Source organism: Stenomitos rutilans (assembly GCF_059505485.1).
In genome coordinates this window covers 18,804-36,795 of record NZ_JCACKR010000065.1, presented here as the reverse complement: position 1 = coordinate 36,795, position 17,992 = coordinate 18,804, and the positions used below count along the sequence as shown (strand labels likewise).

18 protein-coding genes and 1 tRNA gene are annotated in these 17,992 nt (G+C 47.3%); 11 read left to right on the top strand and 8 right to left on the bottom strand.

Translation table 11 applies throughout. The annotated features are described in order from the left end of the window. Positions 1-326 precede the first annotated feature (326 nt). On the top strand, positions 327-3,902 hold the full coding sequence (locus AC5JLP_RS12330) for a GAF domain-containing protein (protein WP_496068207.1): 3,576 nt from the start codon (positions 327-329) through the stop codon (positions 3,900-3,902). A gap of 44 nt (positions 3,903-3,946) precedes the next feature. Continuing rightward, positions 3,947-5,056, top strand: coding sequence for an SGNH/GDSL hydrolase family protein (locus tag AC5JLP_RS12325; RefSeq protein WP_496068206.1), 1,110 nt, complete (start codon positions 3,947-3,949; stop codon positions 5,054-5,056). 212 nt (positions 5,057-5,268) lie between these two features. Here the strand turns inward: AC5JLP_RS12325 and AC5JLP_RS12320 are convergent, their stop codons facing one another. The 4 genes from AC5JLP_RS12320 to AC5JLP_RS12305 form a co-directional block, all read right to left on the bottom strand. Next, on the bottom strand, positions 5,269-5,700 hold the full coding sequence (locus AC5JLP_RS12320) for a septal ring lytic transglycosylase RlpA family protein (RefSeq protein WP_496068205.1): 432 nt from the start codon (positions 5,698-5,700) through the stop codon (positions 5,269-5,271). 486 nt (positions 5,701-6,186) lie between these two features. Further along, positions 6,187-6,268: transfer RNA gene (locus tag AC5JLP_RS12315), tRNA-OTHER, on the bottom strand. Between the two features lie 450 nt (positions 6,269-6,718). Further along, entirely contained in the window at positions 6,719-7,426 is a 708-nt protein-coding gene (locus AC5JLP_RS12310; RefSeq protein ID WP_496068204.1) for a DUF2779 domain-containing protein, read from the bottom strand. Beyond that, a complete protein-coding gene (locus AC5JLP_RS12305) occupies positions 7,368-8,213 on the bottom strand; it encodes a hypothetical protein (RefSeq protein WP_496068203.1) in 846 nt (281 codons plus the stop codon). Before AC5JLP_RS12305 ends, AC5JLP_RS12310 begins: the two co-directional genes overlap by 59 nt. A 68-nt stretch (positions 8,214-8,281) precedes the next feature. On the opposite strand from AC5JLP_RS12305, the gene AC5JLP_RS12300 reads away from it, so the two are divergent. After that, on the top strand, positions 8,282-8,857 hold the full coding sequence (locus tag AC5JLP_RS12300; RefSeq protein ID WP_496068202.1) for a hypothetical protein: 576 nt from the start codon (positions 8,282-8,284) through the stop codon (positions 8,855-8,857). 43 nt (positions 8,858-8,900) lie between these two features. Next, positions 8,901-9,191: a ribbon-helix-helix domain-containing protein gene (locus AC5JLP_RS12295; RefSeq protein WP_496068201.1), complete on the top strand. Its 291-nt coding sequence runs from the start codon at positions 8,901-8,903 to the stop codon at positions 9,189-9,191. On the opposite strand, the gene AC5JLP_RS12290 is transcribed toward AC5JLP_RS12295, so the two are convergent. Together AC5JLP_RS12290 and AC5JLP_RS12285 are read right to left on the bottom strand one after the other, a co-directional pair. Next, a complete protein-coding gene (locus AC5JLP_RS12290) occupies positions 9,126-9,479 on the bottom strand; it encodes a DUF5615 family PIN-like protein (RefSeq protein ID WP_496068200.1) in 354 nt (117 codons plus the stop codon). The two genes, AC5JLP_RS12295 and AC5JLP_RS12290, sit on opposite strands and share 66 nt — an antisense overlap. Continuing rightward, the gene (locus tag AC5JLP_RS12285) at positions 9,476-9,712 is read right to left on the bottom strand and encodes a DUF433 domain-containing protein (RefSeq protein WP_496068199.1); all 237 of its coding nucleotides are present in this window, start codon (positions 9,710-9,712) and stop codon (positions 9,476-9,478) included. Before AC5JLP_RS12285 ends, AC5JLP_RS12290 begins: the two co-directional genes overlap by 4 nt. 298 nt (positions 9,713-10,010) lie before the next feature. Here AC5JLP_RS12285 and AC5JLP_RS12280 point away from each other — a divergent pair, with 298 nt between their 5' ends. Together AC5JLP_RS12280 and AC5JLP_RS12275 are read left to right on the top strand one after the other, a co-directional pair. Beyond that, entirely contained in the window at positions 10,011-10,571 is a 561-nt protein-coding gene (locus AC5JLP_RS12280) for a hypothetical protein (RefSeq protein ID WP_496068198.1), read from the top strand. Positions 10,572-10,575: 4 nt separating this feature from the next. Beyond that, the gene (locus tag AC5JLP_RS12275; RefSeq protein WP_496068197.1) at positions 10,576-12,708 is read left to right on the top strand and encodes a hypothetical protein; all 2,133 of its coding nucleotides are present in this window, start codon (positions 10,576-10,578) and stop codon (positions 12,706-12,708) included. Positions 12,709-12,762: 54 nt separating this feature from the next. Here AC5JLP_RS12275 and AC5JLP_RS12270 read toward each other — a convergent pair whose 3' ends face one another. Both AC5JLP_RS12270 and AC5JLP_RS12265 read right to left on the bottom strand, forming a co-directional pair. Further along, positions 12,763-13,797: a DNA phosphorothioation-associated putative methyltransferase gene (locus AC5JLP_RS12270; protein ID WP_496068196.1), complete on the bottom strand. Its 1,035-nt coding sequence runs from the start codon at positions 13,795-13,797 to the stop codon at positions 12,763-12,765. Beyond that, complete coding sequence (locus AC5JLP_RS12265) at positions 13,781-13,909, bottom strand: hypothetical protein (protein ID WP_496068195.1); 129 nt, start codon at positions 13,907-13,909, stop codon at positions 13,781-13,783. The genes AC5JLP_RS12270 and AC5JLP_RS12265 overlap by 17 nt, the downstream gene beginning before the upstream one ends. 249 nt (positions 13,910-14,158) lie before the next feature. Between AC5JLP_RS12265 and AC5JLP_RS12260 the strand changes: the two genes are divergently transcribed. The 5 genes from AC5JLP_RS12260 to AC5JLP_RS12240 all read left to right on the top strand — a co-directional run bounded on the left by AC5JLP_RS12260 (position 14,159) and on the right by AC5JLP_RS12240 (position 17,956). Beyond that, the gene (locus AC5JLP_RS12260) at positions 14,159-14,563 is read left to right on the top strand and encodes a hypothetical protein (RefSeq protein WP_496068194.1); all 405 of its coding nucleotides are present in this window, start codon (positions 14,159-14,161) and stop codon (positions 14,561-14,563) included. Between the two features lie 13 nt (positions 14,564-14,576). Continuing rightward, complete coding sequence (locus tag AC5JLP_RS12255) at positions 14,577-15,428, top strand: DUF7226 domain-containing protein (protein ID WP_496068193.1); 852 nt, start codon at positions 14,577-14,579, stop codon at positions 15,426-15,428. Continuing rightward, entirely contained in the window at positions 15,418-15,603 is a 186-nt protein-coding gene (locus AC5JLP_RS12250; RefSeq protein WP_496068192.1) for a hypothetical protein, read from the top strand. Before AC5JLP_RS12255 ends, AC5JLP_RS12250 begins: the two co-directional genes overlap by 11 nt. Then, positions 15,596-15,910, top strand: coding sequence for a hypothetical protein (locus AC5JLP_RS12245; RefSeq protein WP_496068191.1), 315 nt, complete (start codon positions 15,596-15,598; stop codon positions 15,908-15,910). The genes AC5JLP_RS12250 and AC5JLP_RS12245 overlap by 8 nt, the downstream gene beginning before the upstream one ends. Before the next feature lie 408 nt (positions 15,911-16,318). Further along, the gene (locus AC5JLP_RS12240) at positions 16,319-17,956 is read left to right on the top strand and encodes an SAVED domain-containing protein (RefSeq protein WP_496068190.1); all 1,638 of its coding nucleotides are present in this window, start codon (positions 16,319-16,321) and stop codon (positions 17,954-17,956) included. Positions 17,957-17,992: the final 36 nt, after the last annotated feature.

Here is a 17,992-nt window from a genome sequence, read left to right as displayed (position 1 = left end):
AGTTTCGAGCATACAGCACTTTTTTATACCTAGAATCAGCAACGTCCACTCACTTAAGGCTATGGCTTGGTTTAAATGTTGCTATGGTGACTCGGTTGTCCGTTTAGCGATCGCGTGCATAATATAATTTGGATAGCAGAAATAAATAGTAGAAAGAGGGATCGGCCTGATGTTGTTACTGAGTCGTTAATGCCAGCATCAGTACTTAGCTTGGGTTGACAGCAGCAAAAAAGATCCTCATTTCTCCTGATTCAACTTCGCCTCGTGCAAGACGAGAATGGTATCATCTCGCTTTGCCCTGTCTATCAGGAACGATCGTTTCACGTATGGCAAGAATTTTAATCGTTGAAGACGAAATCGTTTCTGCCTTAGTGATTCAGGAGTTTTTAGAGCATTCTGAATATACTGTGATCGCTAGCGTAACATCGGGTGCAGAGGCCGTCCGTGTAGCTATTGCTCAACGTCCTGACCTTGTCTTAATGGATATTTCCCTTGAAGGTGGGCTGGATGGTATTGGGGCAGCGACACAAATCCGTGAGCAGTTAGGTGTGCCGATCATCTACATCACTGCCAGCGCTGAAGACCAAACCCTTCAACGGGCTGTCGCGACTGAACCCTTTGGCTATCTGGTGAAGCCCTTCAATCGGGTGGGGTTGTATACAACGATTCGGATCGCTCTACGCCGCTACCAGTTAGAGCAGCAGCTTGAACAAGCTGAACAGTGGCTTGCAACCACCCTAGCCAGCATTGGGGATGGCACGATCGCCACAGACCAAAATGGCTGTATTACCTTTATGAACGCGGTCGCTGAAAATTTGACCGGCTGGCAGCAGTCAGAAGCCTTGGGAGCGTCTGCGGAGGTCATCTTGCGCCTGATCCATGCCGAAACGCGGGAGGCGATCGAGAACCCGCTCTTGAAGGCCATGCGGCAGGGTGAAAGTGTGAGTGTCTCGAATCATTGCCTGTTGCAAACAAAAAACGGGCTAGAGCGTGCGATTGGCGATACCGCCGCACCCATTAGAAACGAGAAGGGCGAAATTACAGGAAGCGTTCTGGTCTTTCAGGATGTGACCGAACGGCGACAAGCAGAAGCACTCTTGCACCGCCGTCAGGAAGAATTTCGAGCATTGGCAGAAAACTCTCCTGATATTGTGGCGCGGTTCGATCGAGCCTTTCGCTATGTCTATGTCAACCCGGCTGTAGAAACGGCTGCTGGGCTTCCGGTACAAGCGTTCATTGGGCGCACAAATGCAGAATTGGGCATGCCCTCTGCTCTGGTGGAGCTTTGGGAGCAAACGCTGCGAGCGGTTCTGCATACGGGGCAAGAGCAAATTACAGAGTTTCAATTTCCAATGCTTGACGGGGTGAAAACCTATCAGGCGCGGGTTGTGCCAGAGTTTGCTCAAGATGGCAGCGTCGAGTTTTTGCTATGCGTCAGTCGGGATATTACGGCCTATAAGCAGGCGGAGGCCATTTTACGCCAGCAGGCAGAACGGGAGGGACTGCTGGTGGCGATCGCACAACGAGTACGCCAGTCGCTCGATCTGGATGACATTCTCAACACCACAGTGACGGAGGTGCGTCAACTGCTTCAGACCGATCGCGTGATTATCTATCGCTTTGATCCAGATTGGAAGGGCTTCGTCATTGTTGAGTCGGTTGGTGATGGCTGGACACACATGTTGGGCCATCACATCTTTGATCCCTGTCTGGTCATGGCAGATTGCCTGCTGCCTTACTTGCACGGAAAGGTGAGCAGTACCGAGGATATTGAGCATGCGGGACTGGCTGAGTGTTATGTCCATCTGCTCAGGCAGTATCAGGTCAGGGCAAATTTGGTGATCCCCGTTTTGTTGCCCTTAACTCAATTACAAGTAGTAGAGGTGCAGCCAGCAGAGCTACAGCCAGACGAGTCTTTGTGGGGACTCATGGCGGTGCAGCACTGCTCTGCCCCTCGTTCATGGAGCCACTCAGAGATTGAGCTGCTAAAGAATCTCTCGGCTCAAGTGGCGATCGCCATTCACCAAAGCCAGCTTTACCAGCAAACCCAGCAGCAGGCACAGCGAGAACAGGCGCTCAATCGGGTGATTCAAGCCATTCGCAACTCGCTGGATCTCAATACCATCTTTCATACAGCCGTGATGGAAATGGGTCGCTTTCTTCAGGTGCAGCAGGCTAACATTTTGCAATACCTGCCAGAGCAACGGATTTGGGTGCATCAGGCAAGCTATTGCCAAAGTCCAGATGTTGCTCCAGTGGGGCTAGATGTCGTGGGGCTAGAAATTCCTGATGAAGGAAACCCAATCACAGCGAGACTGAAGCGACTTGAGATTGTGCGGTTAGACGATGCCAGCACCGTTCCCGATGAAATGACTCAAATTCTGGCGCAGACGTTTCCGGGTGCATGGCTGGCGGTGCCACTGCAGGTGGGTGGTTTGGTTTGGGGCAACATTACGCTGATCCGAGGGCCAGAACCGTTTGTTTGGCAAGACTGGCAGATTGAGCTGACTCGCGCTGTGGGTGATCAGTTAGCGATCGCCATTCAGCAGTCTCAGCTTTATCAGCAAGTGCAGGCACTCAACATGCGGCTAGAAGAACAGGTGCAAGAGCGCACAACCCTGCTGCAACAAGCCTTTAGCTTTGAGGCAACCCTGAAGCGAATTGCCGATCGGGTGCGCGATAGCCTGGACGAAGACCAGATTTTGCGTGCGGTGGTAGAAGAGCTTGCCATTACGCTTGGCGTAAACACGTGCAGCGTTGCCGTCTATGATCTTCGCCAACAAGCGGTTAACGTGCGCTATGAGTACAAAACAGCCGTGGCGCTGGTGCAAGGGAACTTGATCCCAATGGCAGTGTTTCCAGAGGTCTATCAGCAACTCCTGGACGGGCTGCATTTTCAGTACTGTAGTCTGGATGGTCGTCCGCCTGAAACGCGGGTTGTGCGTCTAGCTTGTCCCATTGTGGATGATCAAGGTGTACTGGGCGATTTGCGACTCGTCAAGCACGCTAGCGACATCTTTTCGGATCAAGAAGTGCGGCTCGTGCAGCAAGTTGCTAACCAATGCGCGATCGCCCTTCGGCAGTCACGCCTGTATCAAGCAGTGCAGGCTCAAGTGGATGAACTCGAACAACTCAACCACCTCAAAGATGATTTTGTCAGCACGGTATCGCACGAGTTGCGTACCCCCATGTCTAGCATCAGAATGGCGATTCAAATGCTAGAAGTGGTGCTGTTAAAAACGGAAGATGGGCGTAGCAGAGATGCGGCTGACCCGTCTTCACTCGTCTTGCAACCTGCTTCATTTCAACGGGTTGCCCGCTACTTTCAGGTTTTGCGCGATGAGTGTCAGCGCGAAACCATGCTTATTAACGATCTCCTCGATCTATCCCGCCTGGAACGGCAAACAGAACCATTGAACTGCACAACGATCGACCTTCAGGTCTGGCTACCGCAACTGGTAACGCCCTTTATTGATCGTGTCCGCAACCAGCGGCAGCGTCTCGAAACCCGTATTGCAGCGCCTCTTCCGGCGTTGGCGACTGACTACTCCTACCTTGAACGCATTCTGAATGAATTGCTGCACAATGCCTGTAAGTACACGCCTGAAGCCGAAACTATTATTGTGTCAGTTCAAGCGATCGAGCCAACCTTAACAACCCGATCGCACATTCAGATTAGCGTCAGCAACTCAGGTGTCGAGATTTCTGGGGATCAGCTTGAACGAGTGTTTGATAAGTTTTACCGCATTCCCAGCAGTAATCCCTGGCAGCACCGAGGCACCGGGCTAGGGTTAGCACTGGTTAAGAAGCTGGTAGCACAGCTTCAAGGCACGATCGAAGCAACCAGCACCGATGATTGGACAACGTTTAGCGTGTACATCCCGCTAGAAACAGACCTGTAAGAGATTTTTACGCCCACCACCTCAACCCATGCAAGCAAGAGCCTATGAAGCGTTATCGTTACGGCGTGTTGCTCAGTAGTGCTGTTCTAATAGCAGTTTTCCTGCTAGCAGCACCCAGCATAGCGGCTGAAAAAATTGCTGTCCGCTACGGCTTGTTTGAACAGTCGCTGCCCGTGGCCGATTTGCAACAGTACGCTGAAACCAACACCGTTTCGTCTTCTCTCGGTTTCTTTCTGCGCTTTACCAGTCGAGAACAGCAACAGGAGCTACGGTCACTGCTTCAGGTCAAGCTGCCGATCGATTTAGTGGCCCTCGATCGAGTGCTAAATGGGCCGATTGGGGTGAACCTGCTCAAGCAACTAGCAACGGCGATCGTGGGCGGCGATCGAGCAGGCGTGCAGGCGCTAAGGGCGGCGGCTGTTCTTGGCATCAAGGCTCAGGGACTTAGCATTCTCAGCTTCTTAGAAGCGTATCCCGATCAACAGCTTAAACTCGACCTGCCCAGCACCCTTAATGTGATTGATGCCTCTAGCGCCAAACCACCTACCGATACGCTGCCAGCAACTCCGCTCTGGCAAACGCTCGTCGCTTACCAGGCAACCGTCAGTGCAAACAAGCCCTACTCAATGTGTCTCTTTGGCGATTCCATTTCGGCACAGTTGGTCAATAGCCTGGAGCCAGAAACCGTTAATTTTGCCCTTGGCGGCATGAGCAGCGTCTCTTTGGTAGAGCAACTGAAGCAGTTTGTGGCGAAGAAGGTGATCTGCCAGAATGTGTTGATTGCGATCGGCACAAACGATGCCTGGTATACCATCGCGGACGATCGCGTGAGCCAAAACCTCAAAGCGGCGATCGGGCTGACCCGTCAATTAGGGGCGACAGAGATAGCATTGCTCCCAGCCTTTTACTCCACGCTTGCGGCAAGCAAAAAGCCCAATTTGGCGGGGCCAATTGCGCGCGTTGAAGCAATCAATCAGGTCATTGATCAAGTCGCCACAGCCGAACATATACCTGTCGAAGCATCCGCACTCCAACCGCTCTTTGCTGGTAAGACGCTCAAAGACTCTTTAACAACAGATGGCGTTCACCTCAACGCTGCTGGTATTGAGGTTTATCGTCAGGCTATCCTCCGCGTGATTAACTCCATCCTTTAAGGACTCACCTTTAGTTGATCGACACTTCGAGAATGTATTCTTAAAACCGTCTCAAATCTGCTGTTCCTGAACGCCAAAGCTTTTCTTCTTGACACTCTAGCCGTTTTGCTCTTTTGCTACCTTTGCACAGTTGAAACTAGAAAGTCGGATTGGAAGGAGCTTTCAAATTTTGTCCGAGCGAGAGTGACAAACGAGGGTTAAAGTTGCCTTGATTAGCGCCTTAACACTTCCATTGTGATTGGGGACGTTTCCAGTAAACCAATAGACTTCGCAGCTCCCATTGAAAGGTCGATGATAACGCCGGGATCACCTAAACGATCGTTGATGCGGACAACCACTGAACGTCCATTTTTCACATTCGTGACTCGCACTTGAGTTCCAAAGGGCAGAGAGTGGTGGGCTGCTGTCAGACCATTTGGATTAAACATTTCGCCATTGGCGGTTCTGCTGCCACTGAATTCAGACCCATACCAGGTCGCAAGCCCACGTATTGCTTGCTCGGCTTTGGCTTTGGCTGCAACTGTAGTTGTAGTTGTAGCTGTGGCTTCAGCCTGAGTTTCGGCTTTGGCTATAGCTAGGTAACTGCAAATTGAACTAGCGATCGTAATCAGTAAGAGCAGATGGTGCAGACGTTGTTTTTTCATGAGGCTCATCGTTATAACTGCAGGAACCACTCGCCATCCATTAGCAGATTGACAAAAGTAAAATTCCTGGTCAGTATACACGCCTGCTCAAGTTCTGAAAACCGAGTTTGGTGATTTGTCTGCACTCTATAACACGACTCGTTCTTGCTTTGCGGTGGGACTTGAAGAAGTACATCGAGTTGAAGGTGAATCGATTGAGATTGCTAGGGGCTGTCATCAATGACTCATACACATGACTTTCAGCAAGGGTTCCAGCCCTTAGCCTTGTTTGTGAGGACGGGCGCGGTAAGGCTGATACTCAAGGTTTTTGAGCTTAGTTGATGACGCGCCCTAGTACCAAAGTACACACAGCTCCAAATTTCTATCTCATTCTCGACTCTCAACAGCCTTAACTACCCCTAAAAATACTCAACACAAAAACAACATCACTCAGCAGAGAACGCTTGAAGCCTCTATATAACAAGGGATGTGCTTATTTCTCCTGAAAGCTGGTGACAAGACTCGAACTTGCGACCGGCTGATTACAAATCAGCTCATCAACCCCTGCCGAATAAGGCTTACAGCCAACAAATTAGAGTCCGTACCCCAGTTTGTACCCCAAGGCTTGTTAAAAGCTGTAGAAATGGTACTGGACCCAAACCAGTGGCTCCTTGTGTGAAGGAAGAAGACTGTGATCCAAAAAGCTTGCCAGGAAAGGATTTTAAACTCAACTATTTTTTCTGATAGCCAATTGATAGTCAAACGTACTCCCTATTCCTCTAATAATTCTTTGGAATTGGTAAAATCAAGCCATAAAACTAGAGAGACATTTTAGTTTAAAACCGTTGAATTTAAGGCTCTACTCCGACTATTCCTTAGAGGGTGTTTTAAAAGTCCAACTGGTAGTAGCAAATCGTACAGATCCCCCTAAATTCCCCTTAGAAAGGGGGACTTTAAGGCGGGTTTTTCCCTTTTTAAGGGGGCTAGGGGGGATCTCTGAGTGCTTAACATCACAGCCAATCACTTTTCAAGCAGCCTCTTAGAGCGATCGGTAAATTTCTACCATTGCCAAAGTGTCTAATTGACAATAAGCACAGAGGTCATCAACCAGCCCTTGCTTCTCCGTTTGGTTTGTGCAGGCAATCATCGTTTCCCAAACGGTCTGTGCCTGATCGCCTCGCTGAATAGTTAAGGTTTTGTAGCTCAAGGATGGCACGAGAACTGGCAGAACCTTTTTGATCGAAGTCGAGCCTCGGAAGTCAGGATGCTTGTAGTGATGCTTGAAGATAACTTCGAGATCCCACAGTCGGGTAGCGATCGCCTCCAACTGAAGCGCATAGGCAAGGAAGGTTTGAGCCAGTTTTCGCAGCAGGCTGGCTTCAAAAGATTGGTGGTAGACAATGACGGAACCAACAGGAGTAATGTCACTGGTTAGCGCGACAACGAGCGGCGGCCTTGGATCGGACGTGTCGGTGTGGAGGTATTCGCGATGTTCGACGTGCCCGTGTTCGTGGAGGACGTGGCAACTGTACTGGAAGGGAAACTGCTCGTAGGGTTTTAAGCCATCAAATCTAGGGACGGCAGGGTTTTGTGTCTCAAAGTCAAAGAAGTGAATGGGATAGGTGAGTTCGGCGAGGCTGGCTGCGATCGCTGCTGTATTCACGGCAGGCTGATTGCTGAGAACGCTATCAACGTAAGTACGCTGGTTTTCTGACAGAGGGTAGTTGGGTGGCAGGTCGGCGGTCACGGAGTGTGTGCGAAGCACGTATCGCCAGCACTCTTTGAGTAAGCAGCGCGTCTTTCTTCTTCCAGTCCAGGCGAGGGATGGTGAAGATGGAGATTTCAGGGACATGCTGCCAGCAAGCTTGCGTGAACGGGCAAGGGTTGGGGTTCGCACAGTGCTTGCCGATGGCGATAGCCTGTGCGTCAGCACGTATCGCCAGTGTTGGCTCCAGGTTCTCAGCTAAGGTTGCCCTGAATTGCTTCAGTCGCTTGGGTAATTCTGGCAGGAGGCAATCGACTTCTGCGGTGATGTCTGCAATTAAAAAAAGGTCTACCAGATTGGGAAAGTAGCAAGTCTGAGTATTAATATGCATCAGCTTGGTTGCACCAATAGGTAACCCTGTCCCAATCAAAACGTATTTTTGCAGGGCTAAATCCCACTGATGCTCATCTTTAACCTTGCTAGAGGATTTGACCTCAATCAATTCCCAGGTGCCCGCTGGAGTTTTCTGAAGAATGTCGCACCGAACGAAGAAGTCCTCAAAACTGAAGGCAGCTTCAAAAAGGCGCGAGGCTCCGGTTGCGATCGCATCTTGAGTAGCTTGAAGAGCCTCGTTTCCGTTTCCCACAATCAATTGCCCATTAGAAAATTGCTGACGGGCGTAATGCCCAACCTCTTCGCCCTGGTCGATGATGCGTTGCTGGGCTGGGGAGAGAGCAGTGGCTTGGTGTGGCTCCTGTACTTCCAACCAAAGTTTTTTAAGGCATTGCAGCCCGCTCATAAAGTTGGATTTTGTCAGGAGGGCAGCCATATTTTGTATCGTGGAATTTTAGACTCTGTTCAGAGTTAGGGTGCCCGCTTCAGGAGGTTTGCGCTTGCATGTACGAAAACTTGTTGGGAAAGTACCTGACGTTGCAGGAGTTTTGCACGTGTACGCAGACGTACCGGAAGTATGCTGACCGCATTGACCCGTACCCACAAAACCTGGAGGAGACGCTTCCAGCGTTAGAGGTCCTGTGTCATCATACCCTTGACCCGGTGATTGATCACTTTGGCAAAGAGCAGTTTCAATTGACCTACGGGTTTTGCTCCAAGGATTTGAAGCGGTTTCTGAGTCAGAAAGACCCGGAGACGGGGATCAAAAACGGGCGGGTTGATCCAAGTCGTGACCAGCACATGGCTCATGAGGTGAATCGGAATGGCAGGTATTACTGCGATCGCTTAGGTGCTGCCTGTGATTTTCGGATTGTGGGGGTGGAGAGCGATCGAGTTGTGGAGTGGATTCTAGAGCAGCAGTTACCGTTTGACTCGTTGTACTACTACGGGAGCGATCGACCGCTTCACATTAGCTATAGTCCAGAGCAACGGCGAGCTATTTGGGCATTTACAGAGGGGGGAGTGCCGACGAAAAAAGGGATTGAACAGTGGCTTGAGCGAGTTGACCCACGTTTTTAGCTATCTTAAAAGCAATGATGCAATGTTGTGAGGTTGGTAGCGAATGCTGAACATCTCTCTTCCAGACCAGGTGCAATCGTTTGTAGAGGAGCGGGCGATCACGGCAGGCTTCAACTCTGCCAATGACTATGTTTATCACCTGATTGTGCGAGAGCAGGAACGCATCGCCCAGCAGGAACGCGTTGAGTCTCTGTTAGTCGAGGGTCTGGAGAGTGGAGAGCCGATCGAAGTAACGGCTGATTGGTGGGAACAAAAGCGGGTTCATCTTTCACTGATGAACAATCACGGAGTCGCGACTCAACTCGATGTAAGTGTGCTGGGAGAACAGAGCTAGGATGGTTGGTAAGCTTGTCAAAAAAAGCCTTTCTAACTCTGAGTTTTTGATGTTCCCTGTTGTCACGAGCAGAAGTTTATAGGGCTGCTGCACGGTAAGAAAAGAATCGACAAAATCTGAGTCTTTGGTAATAACGACTCGTTCTTGCTGAATGGAAAGTGCATTAATGCTTGAATCTGGAGTCGCGTTTTGCTGGAGAAGTTCTCTGGTGTGGATGGTGTCATGTCCCGCCTCTTGAAGCAGCCGAGCTAACCGAACAGGAAGTTGAGCATCAACGAGAAACTTCATGATGCCAGTTTGTGGATGCTTTTGACCTGGCTCAGGCGGGCAGCAAACAGGAGAACGGCAAAGATATCGTCTGTTTCCAAATCGTCGTAGTCAGTAAGGATTTCTTCAGTGGTCATGCCAGAGCTGAGAAGTTCAAGGATGAACTCAACCGGGTAGCGCAACCCACGAATGCAGGGTTTGCCATGACAAATATCTGGATTATGAGTGATGCGCTGCAATAAATTGTTTTCCACGACTGACTCGTTGTTGGATGGAGTATTTGTACTGAGACGCGATCGCAACTATAGCTCCTCCAGTCTAAATCCCTATCGGCTCAGTGCTGCTGGTAATTTTCGGATTGTAGGGTTGGAGAGCACTACTCAAGCCTCTTCCTAGAAAAATCGCCTTTTAGATACGATGCGGCAGAGTTTAACAAGATTTACGCTATCCACGTGAAAAAAGCTGACTGTGATTGTTGTCACTGGCACTTAGCCTTGCAACGCATACGCTTGTAAGTAGAATTACTGAAGTCAACAGAAGCACTTTAAGATTATGGATTTGCCCACACTATTAATAGTGGCTTCACAGCTTATTACGCGAGTGATTGCTAGTGAAGCAGTGAAGAAGGTCATTGAGGGGTCGCTCACAAAAATTGGCGAACTTCCTGTGGAGTTAGGAATAGACAAACTGAGACAAGTATTGAGGAAAAAATCTCCGAATACCGCAACGGCAATAGAGGAAGTCGAAAAGAAGGCTTCTGTAGCTACAAAAGAAGAGAATTTGAAAGCTGCTGCTGCACAGCTTGCTAAGGCTGCTCAGGCAGATCCTGAGATCGCTGCCGAGGTACAGAAAACAGCGCAGGCAATTGTTCACCAGGTGATGTTAACCAACGTCGATGTTAAAGGTAATGCAGAAGTTGGCAACCTTTCCCAGTCAGCCGAACTACGTAGCATTCAGCAATTGGCAACTCGTCTGCAAGTTGAAGGTAATTTAAAGTTTGGTCATTTGTCTCAGCAAGCTAAGTCATCTGCTAATCAGGAGATGGCAAGTGACTTGAAGGTTGGAGGAGATCTTGTAATTGATGAGCTGACCCAAACGCAAGAAGGAAGTTGAATGGATGAGCGAAGAGTCTTCTGAAGTTCCTCAGCAATCATCACAATCTGCTGCCAATCACATTTCTGCTGGTGGCAACGTTAGTATTGGAAATATTACACTGATAAGTTCAGCGGAAAACTTGTCGAGAGTAAATCTGCCTAACGCGATTACCTGTAAAGATTCATCTACTTTTATTGGTAGAGAACAGGAGTTGGAATTCTTGTGGGGTTCTTTAGAAAAACATCGCCTCGCTATTATATCTGGGATGTATGGAAGTGGTAAAACTGAACTTGCAAAGCAGTTTATTAGGCAGTATGGAAGTGCTTGTTTGGGAGGGATTTTTTGGGCAGATGGAAATAGTCTAACTGAGCAGATTGCTAATAGTTTCTTTACTCACCGAAAGAATTTTCAGAAGGATTTTATCTTTCTTCTTGTGTGGGACGATATTTCTATTAGAGAACACAAAGTACTACTGAAGACTTGGCAAACCCAGTTTGATGGCAATCTCTACGTTCTGGTTACGACTCGAGAACACCAGGAAGGTAATTTTGTCTGTCCTTTAGGTGGCTTATCTTTCGAAGAATCTTTACAGCTACTAGAGGCTTTTACTGGAAATAATAGAGTCTCAAGCGCAAGATTTTCTCGTCAATACGGCGTTGAAGAGAGACTGATCGAGAAACTGGGACATCTACAGTTGGCAATTGAAGCTATAGGGAAATTCCTATCGTACAATTCTAAACTATCTTTAAGAGATTTTTTAGAGCAAATAGAACACGCTGGATTAAGCCATCCAGCACTAATTGAGGAAGTCAGAATTCCACTAGAAGGTTTTTGGGGAAAATTAAGTGAATCCTCACAAGTAGTTGTTTGTAAAGTAGGATTATTTCCTAATGGAGCTTCAAAGAAGATGGTTTGTAAATTATCTTCGAGCTCAGGATTTGCAGTATTTTCAGTAGAACTGCTCTGCCGCTTTAATCTTGCATCTAAAACAAAATACAAAGCCGAAACACATTTTACAGTTAACCCAATAGCCAAGCTCTTTTTGGAAGAAAAACTAACAGAGTATGAAGACCCTAATGAAATAGTTGAAGAAGTAATACAAGTTTTGCTTGAAGAAGCACGTAACGCGCGAGTCTATTGGACTTCCAAATCTCTTTGTGAAGATGCTATACGAATTGCTAATCAGTGGTCACTGAGAGCATGTCAAGTAACAGCCTTGCAAGCTTTAGCAAATTTAACTTTACGTACTGCCTTTAAAGAAACTAATAACCTGAGTCGTAGAGATTATTTAATATCAAGACGTTATTATGAGTCCGAATATTTGCTGAATAGCTCAAAAGAGTACTATTTCCAAGCTGAAGAAATACTTGCACAATGTGAGGACGAATTTCCCAGCTATTGGTATATCTGTTCTCTGAAGCTCTTCGTTTTTTTGTTTAGAAATACGCCGTTTGAGTGGGTTTTGCTCCAATTCTTTAAAGTTGTTCGTTTTTTCGTTGGATTATGGAAAAACGGACGGGCAGCTACTAAGTTTGTAATTGTAATTGCTGTCATATATCTTTTACTTCAACACTATGACAAAATAGATAAATTAGTTAAGGATATTTGGTCTAACAATTTAGAAGAGGACACTCGCAAAGGACTTGATGACCCTTATCTAGAAACTCCGCTACCGTCTCCTAATATTCAAGTATCTCCTGAAGCTCCAAAAACTTTAAGTCTTGAAGGTGCTCATACTTTGATTTGGTCTTATTTAGAAGCCAAGAAAAAGATTTATTCCTCTCCTTATGACGAGAAAAAAATTGAAGATTTGGCTGGGGGGAAATTCGTTGAAGAAATAAAGAAAAACCTCGAAATCTATAAGAAAAATGAAGTCTCATTAAGCAGTTATAAAAATCTAGGATTTAACAAGAAGGATTTCTCCTGCGATAAGGGTATATGTGTTTTTGTCGTCGAAGTAAAGAGAATGCGCGTGGAGCAGGGGAATAAAAATCCTAAGCGAAAAACGACTTGTTTAGAACAGGGAATATTCAAGTATACGTTGCAAAATGAGAACGGTAAGTGGAAGATTTATGATCAGAAAGAAGTAACTTCTACTACTGATGATTTTCGTTGGCGTAGTAAAACCAGTGGTGGAAAAACTAAGCATTGCTAGAGTAAACGACACTACCTCTTCAAGTTTGAATTAGAGTTCTGAGTTCAATTATCTTTACTTTGTCGCTTCCGAATCGCCGTTCGCACAGTGTCTCCTTCGAGAGGCTCGCACCAGCTTCACTCGATACGGATCAGCATCCTTCTGCCACACGACCCGATGCCCCTTCAACTCAGCACAGTGGTTTTCCAGGCACTTTAGCCAGCCTCGCCGATTGCCAATCTGCTGCCAATCTTCAAGTAAACCCCAATCCTCCTCCTGCCGACTCAGTTTGGCAAACTTTTCGTAGCTGGGGTAATCGGGTGAAACCAGCAGATCCTTCTGGTGCAGCACAGGCGGATTGTCGTCTGGGTCATAGTCGCGGTAGTGGACGTGCAGATCCCGCAGGTCAATCTGCATACTGGTGTGCAATGCCGGGTGCGGGTCAGCATCAAAGTCTGGATAAACCAGATAGGTGATTTTGGGTTTGCGGCAGTGGAATTTGATCACGTTTGCTTCTTCGGGACGACCGATCGTCCGCGACGCACAGCCTTCATAGAGGCGTAGCAGCGGGTCAAGGGTTTCGATCGCCGACACATGCACCCATAGCGAACCCGGCAGTTTCTTCCCAACCGGACTGTTTTGACAGCGTTCTGCCACCACTGCCAAATTGCCCAGGCTCATCAACATCAAATCGGCTGCCGTGCAAGCCTGCTGATAGCCACCAAACAGACTTTTGATGTCGGTCTGCACGACAGGCGCAAGTTCACGCAGTTTCGGACGATGACCAAAATGACTCAACGCCAAGTAAACCAGCAAATCCCCACGACGGCGATCGCTGATGGCATCCCACTCTTGCGGACTCGTCGCCTGCAAGACGATTTGAAACGCCCGCCGCAGGTTGCCAAACTCAGCGCTGAGTGACTCGGTTTCAGGTAGTTCCTCCAGCGTCGGCAACCGTCCTCGCTCAGTGTAAAACGTCATCAGCGGTGCCAGCCGTTCCTTATAGTCCTCAAAGCGCTTATTGCTAAGTTGCACTCTGGGAACAGAAACGCGCGATCGAAACCGAGCAGCACGGAAACTCTGCGCCTGTGCCTCATCCTGCAAACACAAAGTAGATGCCCAATGCCACTGGAACCACATCGACTCCCAAAAACTGATCGATGTAAAGCTTCAGTTCCTCCTGGTCGTAATACTTCTGAAAGGTATTGCGGCTTGTGATCATCCCGTCCCCATAAGCATCTGTCTATTCATTCCTCTGAGCGATCAACACCTGCACTTATTTGCCGTAGTTGAGGTTGCTGCTGGCACCTCGATATTTCTGCAAGCCATTTCTAAAAAGACTTGCCAAAACTAGATCTTGAGCTAAAATGTAAAAAACGCAAACCGTTATAGAGGTAGATAGCAATTTTCACAATTTTAGATGTAGACTTAGATCGTATGTACTATCAAAGTCTTGACGAGGCTCAAAGCAATGGATAAAAGCTTTAAGCAAATTCCGATGACTGAACTGAGGGTTAAGTTGCCTAAATTGCGACGACAGGTTCAGCTAGGAAATCTGCGATTTGTGACGACTCATTATGGTGAAGTCGCTGCCTATGTTCTTCCTCTAAGTGATGTTGAGGATGTTTTGAATGAAGAGGGAGATCCCATTGTTAAGCGGTGGGAGGAGATGCCGCTCACGAAATTTCGTGATGAATTAACTAACGCATGGGAACTGTTGTTGTCGGGAACTGATTGTGTATACCTTACTTTCCACAATCGCCGAGTAGTTGCTTTTGTTAGTCCACGATTGACACGTTACTTGTCATTGCCAATAATTGGCAACCCTGATCAAATTTTGTTCTTAACTACTGAATCCGAAAACTTCGTTTCTTAAGGATTACTTGCGAATGTCGTACAAGTTTGAATATGCCACCGAGTCTATAAAGCAGTTCCTTTCCAATCAAAATACCTTTTGGGATGTTGAACTAGAGCATGAGTTGCAGCCTGTTCTCCAGAGGCTTAGAGATTTTGGAGAACTTGAAGCTGGTGCTAATGTGGGCTTTATGCCAGGTATTACGGAACTTGTGTATGAACTTCAGGGAAAAACTTTCAAGCTTGTATATACAGTCTCGGCAGAACTCCAAATTGTCAAGTTCTATGAGTGTTATGCAATGTCACATTCAATTGATTGGCAAATCGCGCTGGATGCGATGAGCGATTCTAGCGAGGAATATTATATTCCTCAAATTGGCGACCACAGAAAATTCTTGAAAGCAATTGATTTAATTAGTCAGAGTGAGATGAATCCGTGCAGTCTGGGATCTGCAATGGGTAGCCGCGCTAAGAAAGTCAAAGACATTTCTCGCCGAGGTTATTACTACAGTAGCTTTCTAGAAGCGCTAGGCTTGTTGGAGATCCTCAAAATCGACAGCAAAGCTCCCTGTACCTACAAACTTACTGCGAAAGGAGAATTAATTGCCAAAGCTCCTAACACAGATACGAAAGAGCGTCTATTTGCTGAGGCTTTGCTAGGCTTTTTCCCACTACAGTTGCTCATTGATGCAACTGCAAGGGATCAAAAGGAGTTGACATCAGAGCTGATTGGAGAAGTCATCCGTCAAACCTCGAAAGACGGTTGTGGTGGTACAACTAATCCCAGACGAGCTGGTTCGCTCAGATCACTAATTAACTGGGTTTCTCGAATGGCTGGGATTCCAATCTACCATCAGCTTTACATTCCTAACATTTATGCAGACTAAATCCTACAACTTCCTGGCACAGTATAAACTCGGCAAACAAGGTGAACAAATCATTGACCGATGGTTGAAGAACATCTACAAAGTTACGGATGTCTCTGATATTCCTAAATACCAGGAGGCAGGCGTTGATCGAATCATCGAGAGAACAGACGGAACAACAGCAACCGTTGAATAATAAGTTGGACATTGCAGCCAGACGCACTGGGAATCTGTTCTTTGAGACAGTTTCTGTTGACACACAAGGAATTCCTGGTTGGGGATGGACTTCACAAGCTGACTATTGGATTTTTTTGATTCCTGATCAAGAGATTATTGTGGTTCATCCTGGCAAGCTACGATCTCTTGTTTGGCAACATCAGACGTTGTTGGCAGAGAGAACTGTGCCAAATAAAAACTACAAAACGCTAGGAGTACCGGTACCATTGGCTGACATTCGGAAAGTTGCTTATCAAATTCAAAAGCTTTATTTGGCAGGGTTGTAGATGTCATCCGGTTTTTTAGCAAACAGTTCACAGGTCTAACAGGTGAAACCAGCATCGCTAAAGTAGTAGTTCTTACCCAAACCAAGAATCAAGCAGCCTGTTTGATGCCGTCTTCAAACGCTTAATTGCTTAAACCCCATGAGTTTCGAGCTTACTTACGCGGTTTAACCATCAATAAAAAGCGTAAGTCTTTGGTTTTAAGCAGTAAGCCAATATAGCATTAAAAATGTTCGGCCGAGTGGCGATTACGCACTTGGTGATCGCTGGAGATAGAGGATGAGCGGGCGATCGCTACTAAGCGGGACAAGCTCCAGTCCTCTTATTAGAAAGAACTCCTGGCTTGGTGATGAATGGCGACATTACTCATCGATTAGCTGGTAATCTCCATAGTCCTACCTCACTGCAATTATGCAAGCACACCTCGTTGATTTCGCCATTGTAACTGCCCTCAAAATTGAGCGTGACGCAGTGTTGAGCCGTCTTAACGAATACGAAGTTATCAAAGAGGATTTTGAGCCACAGGTCTATTACCACGGGTATGTTAGCATTCCAGGAACAAGTGAGCGTTACACGGTAGTAGTAACGCTGCTACTGGACATGGGTAATGATGAAGCTGCTACTGCCACAACTCGATTGCTGCAACGCTGGCAACCTGCAAATTTGCTTATGGTAGGAATCGCTGGTGGTGTGCGTGACAAGGCTGATTTGGGCGATGTGGTTGTCGCAAAGTTTGTCTTTTATTATGAACCAGCAAAGTTGACTTTAGCAGGTGAACAGCATCGGCCAGAACAATTTCCAACCGATACATTACTCCGCAGCCGTGCTTACTTTTATGAAGCAACTGAGTGGAAATCCAGGATTGCTGTAATACGACCGGGAAGCCCACAAGTTGACAATGCATTGCCCAATGTCCATTTTGAGCCTATTGCAAGCGGTGAGAAAGTTATTGCGGATTTAGAAATGCTTCCCAAACTCTTGCAGGCATGCCCCAAATTGGTAGCCGTGGCAATGGAGGGCGCAGGGGTAGCGCGAGCAGCAAGGAGCCACAACGCTCCACCCCGTTTTTTGGAGATAAGGGGAATTTGTGATTTCGCTGATCCTGACAAAAATGATGATTGGCATTGTTATGCTGCCAATGCAGCCGCTGCCTTTACCATCGGGCTGTTACACGATCGTCCTCTACCGCCTCTCATCACAGAACAACCATTGGCGAAGAAGTCAGAAAAGCCACTATTAATAATTTCTGTCCAGTCTTTGCCCAATCGAGTGATTGCCCCAGATGAAATCTTGAGTGGATTAGATGATGACCTTAAAGGACGAGCGAAAGAGAGCGTCTCGTTAGATTTCACGTCATTAGTCAAAGGTGGAGTCTTTACTGATCCGGCACGCGCAGTCCAGCAACTAACAGACCCTCAAGGAGCGTTTGCTACTGCGATCGCTCGTTCTCAAGAACATGAGCTTATTTTTCATGGGTTGGCGCACATCCCGTTATTGGTACTGATGGGTCATCTAGTCAGCGATCGTGTGCCCGTAAGGTTTTTTGATTTTCATCCCAGTCCTGGTTCTAATACCTGGGTGTGGCCCAATAAAGGACAGAATTTTCCACCGATGGAAGTTTACGGGCTTCCTGGTTCACGCTCTTGGCAGGCAAAAGATGTGGTTCTTCGTGTTTCAGTTAGCTACAAGGTATTGTCTGATCAGGCTCTTACAGTCGTTTCATCAGGAGCGATTGAAATTGATTTGACGGTTGTTCCTGAGCCTGTACGTGGTGCCGTTCAAAGTGAAGAGCAAGTACGTGAGTATGGGCGGATATTTCGACGGACATTAGATTGGATTGCTCAAAACCTGCCAGCAGGTCAGAGAGTTCATCTTTTCTATGCAGGTCCGGTTGCCCTTGCCTTTCATCTGGGGCAACAAATTTCGGAAAATATCCATCCACCAGTAACCGTATGGAATTACCACCGGGGATATGACTGGGCGATTGATTTAGAGAAGGCATACATTGGGGAAGAATGTATTGTTCAACTACCGTCAGGTTATGACTAGATGTAGGACACAATCTATGCTTTTCTATATTCTTAG